The organism is Rhodopseudomonas sp., assembly GCF_048594845.1.
Lineage (GTDB): Bacteria > Pseudomonadota > Alphaproteobacteria > Rhizobiales > Xanthobacteraceae > Rhodopseudomonas.
This window is the reverse complement of record NZ_JBMDXE010000331.1, coordinates 1-18,712: the sequence shown is the minus strand read 5'-3', so window position 1 is coordinate 18,712 and position 18,712 is coordinate 1. Positions and strand designations below refer to the sequence as shown.

General features: G+C 60.3%; 19 protein-coding genes and 1 tRNA gene. 8 read left to right on the top strand and 12 right to left on the bottom strand.

Annotation, left to right across the window (positions count from 1 at the left end):
- The coding region (locus ACOJTD_RS22445; RefSeq protein WP_420135062.1) for a phosphoenolpyruvate carboxykinase (ATP) at nt 1-459 on the top strand (459 nt) is incomplete at its 5' end.
- A gap of 94 nt (nt 460-553) precedes the next feature.
- The gene (bla, locus tag ACOJTD_RS22440; RefSeq protein ID WP_420135061.1) at nt 554-1,453 is read left to right on the top strand and encodes a class A beta-lactamase; all 900 of its coding nucleotides are present in this window, start codon (nt 554-556) and stop codon (nt 1,451-1,453) included.
- Here the strand turns inward: bla and ACOJTD_RS22435 are convergent.
- Nucleotides 1,423-2,220, bottom strand: a complete 798-nt coding sequence (locus tag ACOJTD_RS22435; protein WP_420135060.1) for a sulfite exporter TauE/SafE family protein — start codon at nt 2,218-2,220, stop codon at nt 1,423-1,425. The two genes, bla and ACOJTD_RS22435, sit on opposite strands and share 31 nt — an antisense overlap.
- 179 nt (nt 2,221-2,399) lie before the next feature.
- Here ACOJTD_RS22435 and ACOJTD_RS22430 point away from each other — a divergent pair, with 179 nt between their 5' ends.
- Both ACOJTD_RS22430 and ACOJTD_RS22425 read left to right on the top strand, forming a co-directional pair.
- Nucleotides 2,400-3,299: an MBL fold metallo-hydrolase gene (locus tag ACOJTD_RS22430; protein ID WP_420135059.1), complete on the top strand. Its 900-nt coding sequence runs from the start codon at nt 2,400-2,402 to the stop codon at nt 3,297-3,299.
- A gap of 94 nt (nt 3,300-3,393) precedes the next feature.
- A complete protein-coding gene (locus tag ACOJTD_RS22425; RefSeq protein ID WP_420135058.1) occupies nt 3,394-3,756 on the top strand; it encodes a hypothetical protein in 363 nt (120 codons plus the stop codon).
- Nucleotides 3,757-4,052: 296 nt separating this feature from the next.
- Here ACOJTD_RS22425 and rpoH read toward each other — a convergent pair whose 3' ends face one another.
- Together rpoH and ACOJTD_RS22415 are read right to left on the bottom strand one after the other, a co-directional pair.
- Nucleotides 4,053-4,952 carry an RNA polymerase sigma factor RpoH gene (gene rpoH, locus ACOJTD_RS22420; RefSeq protein WP_054160903.1) on the bottom strand — a complete coding sequence of 300 codons (900 nt, stop codon included), beginning with the start codon at nt 4,950-4,952 and terminating at the stop codon, nt 4,053-4,055.
- 220 nt (nt 4,953-5,172) lie between these two features.
- Nucleotides 5,173-6,147, bottom strand: a complete 975-nt coding sequence (locus tag ACOJTD_RS22415; RefSeq protein ID WP_420135063.1) for an RluA family pseudouridine synthase — start codon at nt 6,145-6,147, stop codon at nt 5,173-5,175.
- A 71-nt stretch (nt 6,148-6,218) separates the two neighbouring features.
- Between ACOJTD_RS22415 and ACOJTD_RS22410 the strand changes: the two genes are divergently transcribed.
- The 3 genes from ACOJTD_RS22410 (at nt 6,219) to ACOJTD_RS22400 (ending at nt 8,842) form a co-directional block, all read left to right on the top strand.
- Nucleotides 6,219-6,554, top strand: a complete 336-nt coding sequence (locus ACOJTD_RS22410) for a hypothetical protein (protein WP_420135057.1) — start codon at nt 6,219-6,221, stop codon at nt 6,552-6,554.
- A gap of 288 nt (nt 6,555-6,842) precedes the next feature.
- Nucleotides 6,843-6,917: transfer RNA gene (locus tag ACOJTD_RS22405), tRNA-Glu, on the top strand.
- A gap of 98 nt (nt 6,918-7,015) precedes the next feature.
- Entirely contained in the window at nt 7,016-8,842 is a 1,827-nt protein-coding gene (locus ACOJTD_RS22400; protein WP_420135056.1) for a DUF6538 domain-containing protein, read from the top strand.
- 1 nt (nt 8,843) lies between these two features.
- On the opposite strand, the gene ACOJTD_RS22395 is transcribed toward ACOJTD_RS22400, so the two are convergent.
- Nucleotides 8,844-9,209 carry a hypothetical protein gene (locus ACOJTD_RS22395; protein WP_420135055.1) on the bottom strand — a complete coding sequence of 122 codons (366 nt, stop codon included), beginning with the start codon at nt 9,207-9,209 and terminating at the stop codon, nt 8,844-8,846.
- 115 nt (nt 9,210-9,324) lie between these two features.
- On the opposite strand from ACOJTD_RS22395, the gene ACOJTD_RS22390 reads away from it, so the two are divergent.
- Nucleotides 9,325-9,561 carry a helix-turn-helix domain-containing protein gene (locus tag ACOJTD_RS22390; protein WP_420135054.1) on the top strand — a complete coding sequence of 79 codons (237 nt, stop codon included), beginning with the start codon at nt 9,325-9,327 and terminating at the stop codon, nt 9,559-9,561.
- Between the two features lie 601 nt (nt 9,562-10,162).
- Here the strand turns inward: ACOJTD_RS22390 and ACOJTD_RS22385 are convergent.
- The 8 genes from ACOJTD_RS22385 to ACOJTD_RS22350 all read right to left on the bottom strand — a co-directional run bounded on the left by ACOJTD_RS22385 (nt 10,163) and on the right by ACOJTD_RS22350 (nt 18,557).
- Nucleotides 10,163-11,428, bottom strand: a complete 1,266-nt coding sequence (locus tag ACOJTD_RS22385; protein ID WP_420135053.1) for a hypothetical protein — start codon at nt 11,426-11,428, stop codon at nt 10,163-10,165.
- A gap of 122 nt (nt 11,429-11,550) precedes the next feature.
- Nucleotides 11,551-12,294, bottom strand: coding sequence for a hypothetical protein (locus tag ACOJTD_RS22380; protein ID WP_420135052.1), 744 nt, complete (start codon nt 12,292-12,294; stop codon nt 11,551-11,553).
- Nucleotides 12,291-12,806, bottom strand: coding sequence for an RNase H family protein (locus ACOJTD_RS22375; protein WP_420135051.1), 516 nt, complete (start codon nt 12,804-12,806; stop codon nt 12,291-12,293). Before ACOJTD_RS22375 ends, ACOJTD_RS22380 begins: the two co-directional genes overlap by 4 nt.
- Nucleotides 12,807-12,991: 185 nt before the next feature.
- Nucleotides 12,992-13,720 carry a recombinase family protein gene (locus ACOJTD_RS22370; RefSeq protein WP_420135050.1) on the bottom strand — a complete coding sequence of 243 codons (729 nt, stop codon included), beginning with the start codon at nt 13,718-13,720 and terminating at the stop codon, nt 12,992-12,994.
- Nucleotides 13,721-13,974: 254 nt separating this feature from the next.
- Complete coding sequence (locus ACOJTD_RS22365; RefSeq protein ID WP_420135049.1) at nt 13,975-14,406, bottom strand: very short patch repair endonuclease; 432 nt, start codon at nt 14,404-14,406, stop codon at nt 13,975-13,977.
- Complete coding sequence (locus tag ACOJTD_RS22360) at nt 14,406-15,107, bottom strand: hypothetical protein (protein ID WP_420135048.1); 702 nt, start codon at nt 15,105-15,107, stop codon at nt 14,406-14,408. Before ACOJTD_RS22360 ends, ACOJTD_RS22365 begins: the two co-directional genes overlap by 1 nt.
- A gap of 28 nt (nt 15,108-15,135) precedes the next feature.
- Nucleotides 15,136-16,269, bottom strand: a complete 1,134-nt coding sequence (locus ACOJTD_RS22355) for a hypothetical protein (protein WP_420135047.1) — start codon at nt 16,267-16,269, stop codon at nt 15,136-15,138.
- Nucleotides 16,266-18,557 carry an ATP-binding protein gene (locus ACOJTD_RS22350; RefSeq protein ID WP_420135046.1) on the bottom strand — a complete coding sequence of 764 codons (2,292 nt, stop codon included), beginning with the start codon at nt 18,555-18,557 and terminating at the stop codon, nt 16,266-16,268. Before ACOJTD_RS22350 ends, ACOJTD_RS22355 begins: the two co-directional genes overlap by 4 nt.
- Between the last annotated feature and the right edge of the window lie 155 nt (nt 18,558-18,712).

Below are 18,712 nucleotides of genomic sequence, written 5' to 3'. Positions count from 1 at the left end.
GGCGTCACCGAGCCGACCCCGGAATTCTCGACCTGCTTCGGCTCGCCGTTCCTGCCGCGCGATCCGTCGGTGTACGGCAACATGCTGCGCGAGCTGATCGCCAAGCACAATGTCGACTGCTGGCTGGTCAACACCGGCTGGACCGGCGGCATCTACGGCACCGGCCACCGCATGCCCATCAAGGTGACCCGCGCGCTGCTGACCGCGGCGCTCGACGGGTCGCTGCGCAACGTCGAATTCCGCACCGATCCGTATTTCGGCTTTGCGGTCCCGACCGCGCTGCCGGGCGTGCCAAGCGAAATCCTCGACCCGGTGAAGACCTGGGCCGACAAGGCGGCGTTCGACACCACCGCCCGCAAGCTGGTCGGCATGTTCCAAAAGAACTTCGCCAAGTTCGAAGCGCAGGTCGACGCGGAAGTCCGCGCCGCTGCTCCGGACGTCAAGCTGGCGGCCGAGTAAGCGAACGGCTGATTCTGTCGAATTGCGTGAGGGCGGCCGCGAGGCCGCCCTTTTCGTTTGCGCATGTCGAAGCGGCAACGATGAAGGGCGCAGCATGATCGACCGACGAGGATTCCTGATCGCGGCGGGTTCGCTGGGTGCGCTCACCACGCTGGGCCGCGCGCACGCCGCCGGCGGGAGCGATGCAGACTTCGCCGCGACGCTGGCGCGGCTCGAGGCCGGCAGCGGCGGCCGGCTCGGCGTCGGCCTGCTCGACACGGCGACCGGCGTGGTTCGCGGCCACCGGCTCGATGAGCGGTTTCCGCTATGCAGCACCTTCAAGGTGCTGGCTGCCGGACTGGTGCTGAGCCGGGTCGATCAGCGCCGCGAGCAACTCGACCGACGCGTCCACTATCAGCAGCAGGATCTGGTGACCTATTCGCCGGCGACCGAAAAACACGTCGCCGACGGCATGACGATGGCCGAACTATGCGCGGCGGCGATCACGCTGAGCGACAACACGGCCGGCAATTTGCTGCTCGCCAGCTTCGGTGGCCCGGCGGAGCTGACGGCGTTCGCGCGCCGGCTCGGCGACGACGTCACCCGGCTCGACCGCATCGAAACCGAGCTCAACGAAGCGCGGCCGGGCGATCCGCGCGACACCACGTCGCCGCGGGCGATGGCCGAGATCATCCGCAAGCTGGCGCTCGGCGACGTGCTGGCGCCGGCGTCACGCGACCAACTCATCGCCTGGCTCAAGGCCAACACCACCGGCGCGACACGTCTGCGCGCCGCTGTGCCGCGCGACTGGATCGTCGGCGACAAGACCGGCACCGGCGATAACGGCACCGCCAACGACGTCGCCGTGATGTGGCCGCCGCAGCGGCCGCCGGTGATCGTCACCGTGTATCTCACCGGCGCGACGGTGGCGCGCGAGCAGCAGAACGCCATTATCGCGGCGGCCGGCGCCGCGGCGGTCGCGGTCTACAGCATCAAGGACGTCGCGCCGCGGTAGCAGACATAGAGTCCGGCCACCACCACGACTGCGGAGAACACGCCGCGCAGCGCCTTGTCGCGGGTGCCGAGCAACTTGCCGACCGCAATGCCGACCAGTCCGCCGGCGAGGCCGCCGCCGATGAAGATGCCGGCGAGGCGCCAGTCGATCAGTCCGGACAGTGCGTAGCTGGTCGCCGTCGAGACGCCAAAGGCGAACACCGCCACCAGCGATGTGCCGATCGCGGCGGTGAGCGGCATCCGGGTGGCGAGGATCAGCCCAGGCACGATCAGGAAGCCGCCGCCGATGCCGAAGAAGCCCGCCAGCAGGCCGACCGCGAGCCCGGTGCCGATCAGCCGCGGCAACATCGCTTTGGCGTTGGCGCGCGTCAGCTTCACCATCGGATCGCCGCCGCCGCCGCGCCGGCGCGACATCAGGACGCCGATCAGGATCATCAGCAGCCCGAACAGCAGCAGCAGCTTCTGGCCGTCGATCTGCTTGGCGATGGTGGAGCCGGCGAACGCGCCGCCGATGCCGGCCGCGGAGAACACCAGCGCGCAGCCCCAGCGGACATTGCCGGCCATCCAGTGGCTCAGCATGTTGGCGAGCGCGCTGATCGCCACCGCGATCGAGCTGGTGCCGATCGCGATATGGGGCGAACGCACGCCGACCACGTAGACGAGCAGCGGCACGGCCAGCACCGACCCGCCGCCGCCGATCAGCGCCAGGATGAAGCCGACCAGTCCGCCGGACGCGGCGGTGACGAGGTCGGCGGGCGTCACGCCCATGGGCTCCCAAGTCCCGTCGCGCGGAGGCCGACCACGCCGGCCGGACGGCTCGGTCCAGATTCGGCCACGGGTGCACTGCGGAGCATACAATTCTCCAAATCGTGTCTTGCAGAATAGGAATATTCTAATAAGTCATATTCAAGCGCAATGCGTATTCTCTTCGGAACAGGATTGTGATCATGCCCCGCGCATCCACACCCGCGATCCGCGCCTTTTTCGACGAGCCGACCAACACGGTCAGCTATCTGGTGTCCGATCCGGCGACCCGCCGGGCTGCGGTGATCGACCCGGTGCTCGACTATGATCACCGCGACGGCTCGGTCGACGTGCGTTCGGCCGATGCGATCCTGGCCGCCGCGCAGGCGGAGGGGCTGGTGATCGAGTGGGTGCTGGAAACCCACGCGCACGCCGATCATCTGTCGGGCGCGCCCTACATCAAGGCCAAGACCGGGGCGAAGATTGGCATCGGCGAGCACATCAAGGACGTGCAGCGGATCTTCCGGCCGATGTTCAATGCCGGCGACCTGCGCACCGACGGCAGCGACTTCGATCATCTGTTCAAGGATGGCGAGCGCTTCGCGATCGGCGACATCCCGGTCGAGGTGATGCATACGCCCGGTCACACTCCGGCCGATATCGCCTACCGGGTCGGCGACGATGCGGTGTTCGTCGGCGACACGTTGTTCATGCCGGACTACGGCACGGCGCGTGCCGACTTTCCCGGTGGCGATGCGCATCAGCTGTATCGGTCGATTCACAAGCTGTTGGCGCTGCCGTCGAAGACGCGGCTGTTCATGTGCCACGACTACAAGGCGCCCGGCCGCGATGCCTATGCGTGGGAGACGACCGTCCAGGCGCAGCTTGACGGCAACGTGCATCTGCGCGGCGGCGTCAGCGAGGATCAGTTCGTGGCGATGCGCACCGCGCGCGATGCGACCTTGAAGGCGCCGACGCTGCTGTTGCCGTCGATCCAGGTGAATATCCGCGCCGGCCGCTTCCCGAAGGCCGAGCAGAACGGCGTGCACTATCTGCTGCTGCCGGTGCATCCGCGGCCCGGGGCCGAGGCGGGGATCAGCTGACGGCTGGCCGGCCGCCCGCCGCTTACGCCTTCACACACTGTTAACCCGCCATGGTGTGGAGTGCCCCGGACAAGATCGTCATGGGAGCCGCGCGATGGCCGACATCATGAGCGTCTTGGCGTCGGGTTATACGTCCGCGGCGCTGCAGACGCCGTCGAAGACCAAATACGTCAATGTCGATCCGACGCTCTATCAGGGCACCTGGACCGGCACCTATTCGAACACCAAGAAGTTCTCGATCACCGTCAACGACGTGCAGGGCTTCCGCGCCCAGGTGAAGTATCAGAGCGAAGGCACGGTGAAGTACCAGAGCGTCCTGATCAAGGACGGCTCGTTCCGCGTCGGCGACACCAAGTTCACGCTCGGCACCGGCGACAACGCCTCGATCCGCACCGTCGTCACCGACGCGGCCACCGGCCAGACCCAACTCGTCACCGGCAACGCCAAGCGTAGCTGAGAGCCGGCCGGTTTCACGGCCGCGCAAAGCTCATCAGCGGGGCACAGCGCCTCCCCTCGATAGACGTCATCGCCCGGCCTCGACCGGGCGACCCAGTATTCCAGAGCGGCTGTTATCAACCATGAACGCCCTGGGATACTGGGTCGCCCGCATTCGCGGGCGATGACGTCGGATGGCGGGGATGGGCCAACTATCCACGCATAGTGAGACATCACCACAAACAAAAACCCCGCCGGGTTGCGGCGGGGTGTCGTCTCGTGGTCAGCACTTCGCAGCCGGCTCAGGCCGGCCGCTAATTAGTGCGCGGCTTCGAGCGCGGCCTGTTCCTGGCGGGCGATCGTGCCCTTGACGGCGCTCTGCACCTTCTCGAACGCCCGCACCTCGATCTGGCGGACGCGCTCGCGCGACACGCCGAACTCGGCGGCGAGGTCTTCCAGGGTCATCGGCTCGTCGGCGAGGCGGCGGGCCTCGAAGATCCGCCGCTCGCGCGGGTTGAGCACGCCGATCGCGCCGGTCAGCGCGCGGCGGCGATGATCGAGCTCTTCGTGCTCGGCCATCACGGCTTCCTGGTTGGGCGACTGATCGACCAGCCAGTCCTGCCATTCGCCGGGCTCGCCGTCGTCGCGGATCGGGGCGTTGAGCGACGCATCGCCACCGAGGCGGCGGTTCATGTCGATCACGTCCTGCTCGGCGACGCCGAGGCGGGTGGCGATCAGCTTGACCTGGTCGGGGTGCATATCACCCTCGTCCAGAGCCGAGATCTTGCTCTTCGCCTTGCGCAGATTGAAGAACAGCTTCTTCTGGTTCGCGGTGGTGCCCATCTTCACGAGCGACCACGAACGCAGGATGTACTCTTGAATCGACGCCTTGATCCACCACATCGCGTAGGTGGCGAGGCGGAAGCCCTTGTCGGGCTCGAACCGCTTCACCGCCTGCATAAGGCCGACGTTGCCTTCCGAGACGACTTCGGAGATCGGCAGGCCGTAGCCGCGATAGCCCATGGCGATCTTCGCCACGAGCCGAAGGTGGCTGGTCACGAGCTGATGCGCGGCGTCGCGATCATCGTGTTCGCGCCAGCGCTTGGCGAACATGTATTCCTGCTCGGGCTCGAGCATCGGGAACTTGCGGATTTCCGCGAGGTACCGAGCGAGGCCGGATTCACCGTTGAGAACGGGTAACGTAGCTGCACGGGCCATTCAGCGCCCTCCAGTGGTTTCAAGCCCCCGAACCGCGGGCGGCTTGGCAGACGGGTCGCTCTGCTAAAGCCGACCGGCCTGCGATGTTCCGCGTTGAGCCATCCCAACGCACCTGCAATATACACGAGATTAGTCGTGCGAGTTTAGTTACGGTCTTGTCACTTGACTGTGACGTATAAACAACGCGCTGAAATGCTTACCGTTTTCTGACCCGACTGCGTCATTCCGTCGCCGAAAGGCCGGCCTTGAGGCGGCTGAGGTCGGCCGGCAGGGCAGATTGCCACTCCATCACCTCGCCGGTGGACGGATGCTCCAGCACCAAAAGGTAGGCATGAAGCGCCTGCCGCCCAAGGTCGGTGAGGGCGGCGCGGCCCTCCGGGCTGAGCTGGCTGGCCTTGGTCTTGAAGTGCGGCCCGTAGGTCTCGTCGCCGAGCAGCGGATGGCCGAGATGGGCCAGGTGGACGCGGATCTGGTGGGTCCGACCGGTCTCGAGCTGGCAGGCGATCAGCGACACCACCTCGCCGCCGCTGCGGCCCGTATAGGTTTCCAGCACCTCCCAATGGGTGATCGCCTCGCGGCCGCCGTCGCGCACCGCCATCTTCTCGCGGGCGTACGGATGGCGGTCGATCGGCGCCTCGATGGTGCCGCGGGCGCGGCTCGGCACCCCCCAGACGAAGGCGTAATAGCCGCGGCGCAGCTCGCCGGTGCGGCCATGGTCGGCGAACTGGGCGCTGAGCGACTGGTGCGCCTTGTCGTTCTTGGCCACCACCATCAGGCCCGTCGTGTCCTTGTCGAGCCGATGCACGATGCCCGGCCGGCGGACGCCGCCGATCCCGGACAGCGAGGCGCCGCAATGCGCGATCAGGGCGTTGACCAGGGTTCCGGTCTCGTGCCCGGCGGCCGGGTGCACCACGAGGCCGCGCGGCTTGTCGATCACGATCACGTCGTCGTCCTCGTAGACGATGTCGAGCGCGATCGCCTCGCCGGCGGGTTCGGGGGCCACCGGCGGCGGCACGTCGATTGTGATCGTCTCGCCCGGGCTTGCGTGATAAGCGGGGTCGCGGACGGCGTTGCCGGCGATCGCGACCCGGCCGTCGAGAATCAGGGCTTTCAGCCGCGACCGCGACAGCGCCGGGCAGCGCGTGGCCAGCACCCGGTCGAGCCGCGGCGAGCCTTCGTCACCGGCCACGACCACTTCCAGCAGATGTTCGGACGACAGATTCACGACCGCGCTTTCTTCAACCGCCTGACAAACCAGAGCTTTGCATGACCGACACCGCCCTGCCCGAACCCTCCCCCGAACAGGCCGCGCTGTTTGCGCGGGTGCGGCGGATGATGCTGATCGCGGGCCTGACCACGACGGTGGCCGTGGCGGCGGTGCTGATCGCCATCGGCTATAAGCTTTTCCGCTCCGAGGGAAGCGCCCCGGTGGCCGCCGAGACCACGCTGCGGCTGCCGAAGGGCGCCCGCGTCGTCTCCACCGCCGTCGCCGGCGACCACGTCGTCGTCACTCTCGACATCGCCGGCGCCACCGAAATCCGCACCTTCGACGCCAAGACGATGAAGCCGGCCGGCCGGCTGATGTTCGCCAACGAGCCGTAGGAGCGGGGGTCGCTCGCGCAGCATCGTGCTGCAAGCCTGACCGGAACCGAGCCCTCCGAACTCAAGCCGTTTCGTCGCCGCGCGTCATGCCCGGCCTTGTGCCGGGCATCCACGCCTTGCTGACGGAAAACGCCAAAAGGCGTGGATGGCCGGGACAAGCCCGGCCATGATGGGATTGTCGGCAAGCCTGCGATCTCGAAAGTCGTCCGGAGGTCATGACGAATCCCGAATTTGCCCTCCCGCGATCTTGCAGCCTCGCCGTTTCGCGGCTAAAGGTCTGCGCCTCACGCTCCCTTCGTCTAGCGGTTAGGACGCGGCCCTCTCAAGGCTGAAACAGGGGTTCGATTCCCCTAGGGAGCGCCAGCGCCATCTAAGCCATTGAAAAGCTGAAAACTCTGAGCGATCATAAGCTTAGAGAGGCCGCCTTGCTACACAACCGTAGCCCACAAAGGTGGTCCACAATGGCGGCTTTAAGTTATATGCAGCGGCGTGCATCCGGCACCTACGAGTTTCGAAAAAGGTTGCCCGAAGCGCTGGCCGGGAAGCCAGTGCCAGCCCACATGCGTGGAGCCTTCTCCGATCTGGTCAACTCGAAGACGGATCGATTCAAGCGGGAGATTGTTCGCTCACTCGCCACCAAGGACCTGAAGGAAGCCAAGAGGCGGGACCATCAGGAAGCTTTGAAGGCGACCCGGCTGTTTAATGACGCGATCCGCGCCCTCACACCTTCACCTGTCGCGGTGGAGCCCGTAGCACTGGACTTCGAGCTGCTGGGCGATGAAGTTTTTGCAGAGTTGCTCGCGGATGACGAAGCCGAGCGCATCGAGGGCGATGATAGGAGACATCTGCAAACGCCTAAGGATCGTGCACAATGGTCTAGCCTCGCGGCTGTGCCTCCGAGCAGCCAGATGGGCATGTCCCACGATCATGCTGAAGTTTACGGCGAGCTGCTGCCAGTGTTCGAGAAAGAGTTTCGCGCAGCCTACGCACGGCGAGATCCGAAGATTGTCTACCCTGAGACTAACATTGCCCTGAAAGCTCGCGGAATCGATTGGGATAAGTCCTCGTCGCAGTTTCAGAGAGCCGCTCTCGTGGTGCTTGAGGCTCACGTGCGAGCTTATGATGCGCTCAGTAAGCGTCAACGCGGCGAAGTTGTCCCAACGCCCGCACTAGTCAAAAAATCTGGCGAGGAGCTTGGACCAAAGCTCTCCGAGGCGCTGGCCGCATGGGCTGCCGGTGGTTCGGCGCACAATGCGAAGAAGCCAAATGCCAACACGGTGACCGAGGCGGAGCAGGCTGTCCGGTACTTCAGGGAATTACACGGCGATCTGCGCCTTGGCGAAATGACCCGCGAGAAGGCCCGCGAGTTTCGTGATGCCATCGCAAAGGTGCCCGCCGCATTGCCACGCGACCTGCGTAGGCTCCCCTTGCGGGAATTATTGAAGCGGGATCTTTCAGGGTTCAAGCCCCGTGCGGCAACTACCGTGAACAAGATCGTGCAAGTTCTTGGCGGGATCATCTCTCGGGCCGAACGCGAAGGTTTCCTCGACAAGGTGCCGGGCTTCGTGAATCCGTTCGGGAAAGCCATTCGGTTCGCTATCGATAACTACGAGACGCGGCGTAAGCATTTCGAGAATCCCGATCTCAAAGCTATCTTTACGTCGCCGGTTTATGCTGAGGCCGAAAGGCCGGCCGGCGGCGGTGGCGAGGCGGCTTTCTGGTTTCCGCTGATTGGCCTGATGTCCGGTATGCGTCTCGACGAAATCGCGCAGTTGCGGATTTGCGACCTCCGTGAGGACGACGATACGCGGCGGTGGTACTTCGACATTGACCGCACAGGCGGGCGCTCAACGAAGACCAGTTCGTCCATTCGGCATGTGCCGCTCCATGCTGAATTGGAAAGGATCGGCCTGCTGAAATACAGGAAGGTGCTGCTGAACGGCGGTGCTCATGTGGAGGACCCGCTTTGGCCGGAGGTCAAGGCTGAGGGTGAGCGGACACGATCATCGGCGTGGTCGAAATGGTTTGGGCGATATCTGCGCTCGACGTGCGGCGTGACGGATGCCACCAAGGTGTTTCATTCGTTCCGGCACACCTTTAAAAGGATGACCCGTGACGCCGGTATCTCAGAGGAGATGCACGATGCTCTTACGGGCCATTCCGGTGGCGGCGTTGGACGCTCCTATGGCAAAGGTTTCTCGCTAAAGCCGCTGGCTGCAGCTATGGATGACGTTCAATCGCCCGGAGTTTTGCAACATGTGAGATGGATGGTTCCGAGGGCGGTCTAGTCTAGCCCTTAGAAGTCGTCGATGCTCCGATCTGAGGCGAGCGCGAATTGAGCCATACGGCCGCAGCTCCAGCGATCAGCCCACAGAACGTTCCCTCCTGATAGTCCATAGCGGTGAATGGGAGCGGCAGTCCCAAGTCTCGCAAGAACGTCGCGATGAGCGTCAGGCCGACCGCCGCTGCAATGGGCCATTTCATATCAGACTTGCCGGCGAGCCACAGGCGCAGCAATGCGGCGGCGCCGCCTGCGATGGAGCCGAAGAACAGCCCCAAAATCTGATGTCGGCTTAGACCCAGATCGCGAAGGCCGGTACCCACAGCGGCAATACCCACGACCAAAACTATTAATCGGATTGAAGCGGCCTTCATCCTCTAGCCCTCGATATGACACCTCATATATGTAGACGATAGTCCACATAAACCCAAGACAAATGGGACTCATAGTCCGTAGACCGAAAGTCACCATCGCGGCCCTTCTTCTGGCATGGAAGATGAGACGGGCATCATCAACGTGGTGGCGGAAACCGTGCGGATAGCCCGCAGGGCGGCCGGGTTGTCTCAGGAAGACTTGGCATTGGAAGCCAAGCTTGATCGCACCTACATCAGCCAGGTCGAGCGTGGGAAGCGCAACGTGACGGTGATCGTGCTGGCTCGCATTGCGCGTGCATTAAAAACGACCCCCGACAAGCTCTTGATTCCCCCGCGCAAGGCCCGAAGCTAACGCTCGGTTTTGGTCCGGTATCTGCCCGGTCACTTTCAACACCCGACTTCAAGCCACCTCTGCAGCCGCCATGATGAAAGCGCTAGGAGGCCCGCTGAGTCTGGTGAAGGTGTAAGGCACCCAGACCCCGATCATCACCGAAAGGGCGCATGGTGGAGCCGCTGAGGGGCCTCGGGGGAGCTTTGGGCCGTTCCTTCGAGGCTGCGTGATGTCCGCAACTGCTGCGCCGCACGTCGCGCGCCCTTGGATCTTTGCGTTCGGGTGCGGATCAAGAGATGGACGAGGAAGTCTCCCGACATAGGGGGCACCATGAGCGTACATTCTCGGGGGGGGGAGGGGGCTCTATGTCCACTCAGCCATGGCTACCCTGTGTGTCATTGAGGCCGGCTCCTTGGGGGTGGTCCGAGAGAGTGGGACGGGCGCCGCCCTCCTCACAATAGGGAAGAACCGTCTGCGCCTATTAAGGTGGGGCCTTCTTGGAGGAGGGGCGATCATCGGTCCGTCCCTCTTCAAGGTGCCTACCTCAATCGGGCGCCGAACTGCCCTAGAGCCTCCACCTCAAGGCCCCTCTGGATTAGCAGAGGCGTAAGAACAAAAATGACTATTTTAAAGGGCCAAACTCCACTTTCACAAACGCGCGTGATTGTCCGGTGTACGAACAAAAGGCATGTTCCATTGCGACCTTCGCGGCTTCGGCGTTGGGGCTCGCTACCAAAACGGCATCATGGAGAGGCAATGCTGTGATGCCATTGGCAAAAAGATGAGAAATCACCGCGATCAACATTTCGCTTTCCGCATACATGAGTTCAAAGCCCACGCGTGTTCCGAACAGATGGACAATGGGTTGGTGCTTCCGCTCTAGGTGAGCAACCGTCTCCCGTAGTTTCATTCCGAGAAAGTGCGGGCTGCATTCACGCGGCCAACGCATCAAGGTGCCTTGCGAGAAGAGAAGGGCGTTGAGGAGCTTCTTCCAGCCGTCACGTCCGCTGCCGTCCCCGACTACATCGTAAAGGTCGCCCATCGGCTGCGGCGCTCCGGCGCGGGCATAGGCGAGACGCGGGAAAAGCTGCTGGAAATCCACATCCGCTAGCCCGGTGTGACCGTCCAGCCGTATCCGCCGGAAGCGATCCTTGCGTGACATCGTCATCCAGAAGCCGCCCGCGAGTCTGCCGCCTTGCTGCCAACTCTTGTTGTTGAAAGTCCTGCGGATCGTCCGACGATAGGTCGCGACCACCTCTCCATTCTTATCCAGCCGGACAGATGGACCAACGCCTGTCAATTCAATGTCGGCATTGAGAAGCCAATCGTTGATCCTGTGCACTTGCCGGCGAAGTGTCTTCGTCCTTTTGCTCTCCGGATAATTCAGCAACTCGGCGTCGCCGCCCGCATCTTTGCCCGACTTGAGGATAAGGACTTCCGGCTCCTGCTCCCTGTAAAAGGAGGCGGGTGTCACCTTCGGAAAGTGCTCTCTGAATTCAGGGGCTGCTTCCACAAGAGACGGCGCCTTGATGGATTTTGAGATGCGGAAGCCCGTCGTGATTCTTCTGATGAGCTTCAGACGTTCCATCAGTGCAAGCAGACTTAAGAAATGCTGCCCGTAGACTGGGTTCCGGTAACGGCCCGTCCCCCACATCATGTTGTTGTCGAGCGGAACGACAAGCTCTGCGGTGTCGTCCAGAAGGCCAAGCAACAGCAGATTGCAGGCCAAGGCTTCAACGGCAATGTTGAATTTCCGTCGATCATCCGCCTTGCGAGCACGCGAGCGCAGGCCGAGCTGCGCCTCCTCAGCGATGAGACGCTGCTCAAAATTCTTGGTCGCCTCTCGCAGCCTTGGTGTCCTCGCCCGTAACTGCGGGTCAAAGCGCATGTGCTGATTTCTCTGTGTCATGGCTCACGAACTGGTGCTCAAAGTGACCAGCCTCATGCTTCAACATGCGCGTACCGCTCAAGGGCGACCTGATATGACGCGCGATCAGACTCCGCCGCGAATCATCCGGTGTCTGAGGTCCGCAACGCGGGATGGCGTCCGTATCGTTTCACCTTCAGGGCGAGGACTGCGGATAGGTGCTTCTCTAAAACCCATTCGCACGGTTGCTCGACGGCTTTACCAATCAACCTCAGGACAGGCCCAGACGAGCGAGGAAAGGCGTGGAGTTCAGCAACCTTCTTGAGCCGCCCCTTCTCGTCGGGAAGCTCCCAAACGCGATGGTAGCCGCTCGCAAGGCGATGCAGGGCCTTTGCGATCTGAACCGTGCGGAACTCCTTCGTCCGGTGAGAGCCAGGGTCTTCCTCGATCAATGCCGTGATGGCCAAGACGATCGCGACAACCCGCTCCGGCTTGATGCCGGCGACCCGAAGTCGCGCCAGTGCGATGCGAGCTCGCTTGGTGGCTGGCACGCCCTTCAGCCGCGTGGCGATCTCCGTAGGGCCAGCTTCCTCAAGGAGCAGCGCAATGTCGATGATCGCCTGCTTGATGCACCGATCCGATTCCGAGCGGAGCCGAACATACGGGGTCGCTGCTGCTAGGTAAGGCTTCAATTCGTCTGCGCTGTAGGTCCCATGCCAGTGTGATCCGTGCCGGGCCTTGTGCTCGACGTGCTTACGGCAATGGAAGGCTGCGAGGCCCAGGCTCGCCGCACGCATGGTGGGATTTCGGCAGCCCGGAATGGCGCAAATGTCCATACCACTGCCAGCAACCTTCTTCTGGCGTTTGGCTAAACGAGAAACCTTCACGGCTTATCCCGTTTCGCCATGCTATCGATCTTCTGTGCGAGTCGGTCGAACACCGCTTTAAATTGCGGATCATCTTTAGCGACGCACTCAAAAGGCTCTACGTCAATATTCCTTTCGGCGACGATCGCATCAAAACGTTGAAGGATTTCCACTGCCGCAATGGGCTGCTTGTTCCTTCTTTTCCATCCGTTCTTTTTCCACCCCGGCATCCAGTCATTGAACACCGAAACGATAGTTTTGTGATGGCTTCTTATGACGATTTTAGACTTGTGGGAAAGCGCCTCAACTGCGCCAACTGCGGCAGCAGCGTATCCGCGATACTCCTCGCTATCGCCATCACTTCCTACAGCCGCGATCTCATATGCTGTTGAGCCCTTTCTTCGTATTGCAAATGCCGCGTATGAATGCCCTGGGGCGCCCGAGTTCTCTGGTCGATCAGAAGCGTAGATGACGGCCTCAAACTCTCCGGCATCGACAAAGCGAGGAGGTTGTTCTGGATACCAGTTGTCCATTTCGTGCATCAATCTAGTGGTGACCGTCTGAAACGATACTATGCGGCAAAAATATCCTGCAATCCATCAACGCTGCTTGAATCCGGCTGCATCAATCTCCCTAAGTGGTTGAGTGCCTGCATTCGGATGAGGTCAGTTGTGATGTTCGTCCATCTCGGAGTCGAGGCCTATCATGGTGGCTATGGTCATTGGTCGGTCTGTGCATGTGACGATGCCGCTCTGCGCAGTACCCGTGCGACCTGCACGCCCGTCCACTCGGTGTGTCCACGTGAGGTAGGGATACACCTATCGGTGAGAGCGCGAGCCAGCCCCTCATGGGATGTCACCCCCTCGCGCTGTAGCTCTTTCAGGGTAGGCATGAGGTCTATCGCCCGTCGGGTAGCCATCCTTCCGCGTGCAGCATTGCTTGCTTGAAGCGCTGCCTTGGTTATTGATACTCCTCGGAAGCCCCCAAGCTTGACGCCTCGCTTCTTAGCCGCTGCAAGCGCCGCCTTGGTTCGTGCGGAGATGAGGCCGGCTTCCAATTCTGCTACGGCGGCCATTTGTTGGAGCATGAATCGGCCAGTGGGACCTTCGATTGCAGGTAGGTCGGCAAAGCGGACTTCCACCCCCGACTCTAGCAACCGCGAAAGAAACGCGACCGACCGGGTAAGACGATCCACCTTGGCGACGACAATGGGAATGCGATGAACTCGGGCCGCGGCAAGAGCTTGCTCTAATGCCGGTCTGTCGCTTCGGCGTCCACTCTCGACCTCCTTGAACTCCGCGATAACTTGTCCGTGCTCCCTCAGGTACGCCGCAACAGCGGACCGCTGTGCAGCCAATCCAAGTCCGGATGCTCCCTGCTTGGCGGTCGATACTCGATAGTAGGCGACGAAGCGGTTGATCGTAGACGACACGATTGGCTCCAACATTTGCAACAACGTCCGTTGGCATAAATGTCGGACCGGCCTTGACCCTGCGCAAATCATTTCGCTTGAGTCAAATTGACTCAGGCAACATCAACGTTTGCCCGAAGAACCTTAGCGGCGGCAGATAGTATTGAGCCGATTCGATGGATTGGGCTGCTAAGTTTCAGCAGTTGATTAAGGGGAGGGGGACGGATTCCAAAGTTGGTGCCGCGAGGTTACCTCTCACATTCCTGCCCCTCAAAAGATTATCGCCGGGCTCAAGGCTGACCCAAAAAGGCCTTTAGACGCGATGCCAACTTCTTTTGGTCGAAGGTCTGGCATTCCCAAACAACCAAGCATTTCCATCCAGCGCGGCGCAATTTCCGCAGTGAGGATCGATCTCGCTCCCTATTTCGTTCGAACTTTTCATTCCAAAAATTAAATCTTGTCTTTGGAGTTGTGGTGCGTACACAGCCCTCATGTCGATGCCAAAAGCAGCCGTGGACAAAAATCACTTTCTTGGCTTTAGGAAAAACGAGATCTGGAGTGCCGGGAAGGTCGCGCCGGTGGAGTCTGAACCTGAAGCCAAGTCGATGGGCAGCGGACCGGACTACCATTTCCGGTTTGGTATCCTTCGCGCGAATCCTGGCCATCAAGGCGGATCGCGTTGGGGAAATGCCCCTAGTCTGCGGCGGCGCTTTCACCCTCATCAAGCGGGATAAAGCTCAAATGGGGTATGAGGTGAGTGCAAAAGCGAAATGAGGGTAGGTGCTGGGGCCGTCACCCAGCTTCGGTAGCTAGCAAGAAGAGACAATAAGCGCTTCTGCTGATGCTCGGGATACTTTCGTATCTGTCCGCGGAATATTGTGCCGATGCGTGTCCTACGCCACTCCTCTTGAAAAATCTCCATCAACGTGAACTCCAAGATGTCCAATGGATGGGCGAAGAAGGAATGAAGTCTTGGCACGTCTTTGATTTTTCCATCGAACTGAATGTGCAGCATAGGATGCCCAGCGGCATTAGGATGGATGTCGTAGTGATATGTGGTGCCTTCCTGGTTGTCCGTCCAATAAAGACGTATGCACGTTCCGCCCGACTTCACGATGAACTTATTGTCGTCGCCACTATCGAGCTTGCCGACGAAATTGAAGGATAATTCGGCCGCGAGTTCCCGGAGAGCGGCCCCTTCCTTATTCCTGTAGCAGCGGCTTGACGCACACACTATTGGTCCCTGGCCCACATCGGTGGTCCACGTAAGGGAGCGATCACCCCGCTTTGCTGCGGCAGCCGACATTGACAATTGGCTTTTGAGTTCGGTCAGCCGAACCGAATTTGCAAGATACTTCTTGGCTGCCCTGGAGAATGCCTCTAGGTCGGCCCCCATGGCGGCAACGTCGATGATCACAGACACTATAAGTCTCCTCAGAATTCCACTTCGGTCATTGCTCAAATTCGGTCATTGCTCGAAGTACCGCGTTGTTCTCCAAATCGCTCTCAAGAATCCAAGGCTCCAAGGCCTCGGCAGGCCAACCCGGAGGTTTTAGTTGAACGCAAATATTGATGTCGGCGATGCATTGCTCGCTCAGCTCGGGCGTCCACGTCACCACGTATCCTGAGGTCGAATATACGCGAGACACATTTGCCCCCGGCGCGACCGCCTCCCACGCCTTTTCCCGGCTCCCCTGATTCTGTGTCTCCTTGTCCAGTTCCCAGACCAAGTAATCGATGCCGGCTCTCCACCATCGCCTTCCCATGAAGTTTTGCAGCGGACCGACATATTCAACGTTCTTGAGCTCCTTGAGCCAAGACGTAGTGGCCTCTAGCTTTCCTATCGATTGCAGGGCTTCGGGGCTTATCCCCAGAGCCCATGCTGCATACAAATCCGAAAGAACTAGACCTGGGTAGGGTAGCGCACGATGACAGAGCCAACGGAGAGCCTGTGTTGGACCAAACGGGTCTTCGGTTTGTTCGTCGAGCTGCGAGATTGGAGCGCGGGCAGCTCTAAGCTCGGTCTTCGCGTTAGCCGTCCAGTCCTTCTCGGACGGTATGCTTAGTAGGTTCTCCAGCTCCTCTAGACTAAGCCCATTCTTTCCGGCTGCCTTTTGCGTCGTCGTAAATCCATCGACGAGTTGCTGAATCTTTGACGGAGCATCGTCGGCGATTTTGTACAATATCCATTCGACATCCAAGCTTGGGGAAAGAAGGTGTTCCTTTCCTTCGAAACTCCCTTCAAGTGGGACCGCCGCTCCGACACTGGGTATTTCATTCTTGAGAGAGTCAGCATCGTTGGTGAACAGGACAATGGGCGCAAGCGCTGTCTTATTGCGACGCGACCAAGAGCGAAGGTGTGCCACGAAGCTTGAGCCGTCGGATGCCTTGATCGAAAGGGGATCGGCGTTCTCGTTGAACTTTTGATCGAGCAAAATTAGCGAGACCTTTGGAAGCCACTCGGCAAGCTGCTTAGGCAAGCTCTCCGAGTTTGGATCAACCACCCTAAGGCTCAGCGTTTCATCTGGAACAAGAGGGGCCACCTCCCTTTCGTCGTCGTCGATGCTCAACACAACTGGTTTCATCTGCCCGGAATCCTTATTTCAATTGCTGTGGCAAAGTGTGGTGCCGGCTTAACGAAATCGATTGTCGCCCCGTACTCATCGAGCAGGCTTCGCGTAACTGTAAGCCCCAAGCCCATTCCATGGCCTAGAGCCTCATCAATATCGATTGTGGAAGAGCGAAAGGGTTCGAACCATTTCTTTGCCGACCTTAAATCGACCGCTTCCCCAGAATTTTCCAACCGGAAGACAAGCTCTCCATCTTGTTGCATTCCAGTTGCGCGAAGTTTGCCCCGGTCTCCTGCGAATTTGATCGCATTGCTGATTAAGTTGGAGAGAACCGCAGAGACCTCTGCCGGAAACATCGGCGGAGTTCGAAGGCTTCTCTCGATGTTGGTTTCGACCTCGATGCCGCGTTTTTTTATGGCGTTCTGATAGAAGTCTAAAACCTTAGCGAGACGTTCTGCGATATCTTGACGGGAGCGTCGTCGACGGCCTTCAACCCCGGTCATATCTGTGAGGTAGATGGCATTGCGCCGCAGCCGTTCCCGCAGTGCTCGTGCCTCCCCTGCGATTGCACTCAAGTGGCGGGAGAGCTTCTGATCTTTGACGGACTTCGCGGCAGCCTCCAGTGCTTGCGCCACTCCTTGTGCTATAATCGCGATGGCATTCACTTCATGAATGAACGCGGCCTGCTCTAAGCCCATCGATGCCAGCACGCGATACATGGTTGCTTCAGAGGCCGCCTCGCTTGATACCTCCTTGGCGGACTGCAAAGCTTGCTCAGCTTCATGGAGCGTATTGCTCGCGGTTTTCACGTCGCCACGGGAAATGGCAGAACGAGCCACCCTTAGCGATTCCATTGCCTCATTTTGCAACGATGTGACTAGAAACGCAGATGGAGGTTCCGACGCATCAGATCTAGCTGATGCCTTTTGCTGCCGGACCCGGTCAGACTTTCGAGCTTGTTGGACTTCCTCGCGAGCTGCCGAATTCTGGCGGTTTTGCAGGTCAATAGCCAATCGGGTCATTTCGCGAATGAAAGAGAATTCGTCTCCAGGCAGAAAGCCCTCCCGGTTGACAAGAATCTTTAGATCGTTGGCGCTGTTCCTAGTTAGAAACACTGCCCCGCAGAACTGCCGATTCCCTTGAATGACGAGTCCTTCGCGATCAGAGCCGGCCGGGAGGTTCCAAGACGCATACTGACGCAGTCGGCCAAGCTCACCCTTGCCGCGAGACCGATAATCTTGATCTAGGCCTAGCCAATCGTCGTGAGTGTCACCGTAGGGCAAAACGCGAAAGCCTTCGTAGTAAACGCGGACGCCGGACAGCGCTTTTGGCCACGTCCCATAGTGGCGCTGAAATATTCGCGCCTGAAAGCTCACGATGGTAGACGCAGCCGGAAGCTTCCTTCGCAGTTTGAACGGTTCAGCGTTTGGGGTTTCTGCCAGACCAGTTTTTGTCGGCGAGACAAGAATGGTGAGAACCCTCGTTCCTGCGTCACAATCAAGCTCGATCACCCAGTGAGCGCTTTCGGGTGTTGCTGCCAGCTCCAGCTCTTGGAGGGATAGTTCTCCCGCAAAACTAATTTCAAAGCCCGCTTCCCGCCGAGCATCTCTTATTTTAAGTTCTGAAAGGACGCTTTGGTCTGCAATGAGGTTGCGCGGCAGAGGCTTGGCGACCAATGCTGGAGGGGTCAGCGTGGCGACCTCTTCGAAAAATGCATTCAGGTTGTCTCTAGTCCAGGCCTTTCTCAACCGGCTAAGGTTCAGCCGAGTTCCGGCTCTCCTGTTGATGATTTCGGGCCTGGGCAGCGGGCCGACCTGGACAGCGTTGGACCTTGCGACATCCGCTAAGGTTTCCAGCTTTTCGACTTGGTCCCAATTGATGGTGGCCTTAACACCGCTGGCGGCGTCGAAGCCGCTCAGCTCGTCGCGCTTCTTGCCGTTCCATTTCCGCGACACAACATTGAGCGTTCTGGCTAGCTTGTGGGCCGCTAACCTCCCAATGCCTTTTTCTCCGGTATAGCGGCGTTTGAACCACGGGGATCTCCGATCCGCGGTCGTTTTTGTTCGGCCCGCGATGCGGAGGAAGCCTTGCTCGAAGTCATGAGCGTCCATGCCAACGCCGTCATCTGCAATGATGATCTCGCCTTTTCCAGGGTCACCTAAGCTTCGGCCGATAATCTCCACCTTGCTAGCATCGGCGTCATATGCGTTCTTGATCAGCTCAACCAGAGCTGTAGAATCGCGCCCAACGAGAAGCTCGCCGAGTTCGCTAAACAACTTTGTGTCAACCGAGAACGTAGCCATTCAAACCGCCAGCAGTTACGACAACTCTCAATTGAGCCGCGCGTACTCGTCCTAACTCAATCGAATCTGCGCAAGGAAGCGCTTGTAGCATCTGACGTACCCCCCTTTTATTTTGGGAGAGAGACCGTCAAGCGCCCGCGCCAAGCCGCCGTTCG

Coding starts and splice junctions, on each gene's coding strand:
- rpoH (WP_054160903.1), bottom strand. CDS start 4,952: ATGGCCCGTGCAGCTACGTTACCCGTTCTCAACGGTGAATCCGGCCTC.
- ACOJTD_RS22430 (WP_420135059.1), top strand. CDS start 2,400: ATGCCCCGCGCATCCACACCCGCGATCCGCGCCTTTTTCGACGAGCCG.
- ACOJTD_RS22365 (WP_420135049.1), bottom strand. CDS start 14,406: ATGAGGGTGAAAGCGCCGCCGCAGACTAGGGGCATTTCCCCAACGCGA.
- ACOJTD_RS22385 (WP_420135053.1), bottom strand. CDS start 11,428: ATGCGCTTTGACCCGCAGTTACGGGCGAGGACACCAAGGCTGCGAGAG.
- ACOJTD_RS22370 (WP_420135050.1), bottom strand. CDS start 13,720: ATGTTGGAGCCAATCGTGTCGTCTACGATCAACCGCTTCGTCGCCTAC.
- ACOJTD_RS22390 (WP_420135054.1), top strand. CDS start 9,325: ATGGAAGATGAGACGGGCATCATCAACGTGGTGGCGGAAACCGTGCGG.
- bla (WP_420135061.1), top strand. CDS start 554: ATGATCGACCGACGAGGATTCCTGATCGCGGCGGGTTCGCTGGGTGCG.
- ACOJTD_RS22355 (WP_420135047.1), bottom strand. CDS start 16,269: ATGAAACCAGTTGTGTTGAGCATCGACGACGACGAAAGGGAGGTGGCC.
- ACOJTD_RS22410 (WP_420135057.1), top strand. CDS start 6,219: ATGACCGACACCGCCCTGCCCGAACCCTCCCCCGAACAGGCCGCGCTG.
- ACOJTD_RS22350 (WP_420135046.1), bottom strand. CDS start 18,557: ATGGCTACGTTCTCGGTTGACACAAAGTTGTTTAGCGAACTCGGCGAG.
- ACOJTD_RS22395 (WP_420135055.1), bottom strand. CDS start 9,209: ATGAAGGCCGCTTCAATCCGATTAATAGTTTTGGTCGTGGGTATTGCC.
- ACOJTD_RS22425 (WP_420135058.1), top strand. CDS start 3,394: ATGGCCGACATCATGAGCGTCTTGGCGTCGGGTTATACGTCCGCGGCG.
- ACOJTD_RS22400 (WP_420135056.1), top strand. CDS start 7,016: ATGGCGGCTTTAAGTTATATGCAGCGGCGTGCATCCGGCACCTACGAG.
- ACOJTD_RS22375 (WP_420135051.1), bottom strand. CDS start 12,806: ATGGACAACTGGTATCCAGAACAACCTCCTCGCTTTGTCGATGCCGGA.
- ACOJTD_RS22435 (WP_420135060.1), bottom strand. CDS start 2,220: ATGGGCGTGACGCCCGCCGACCTCGTCACCGCCGCGTCCGGCGGACTG.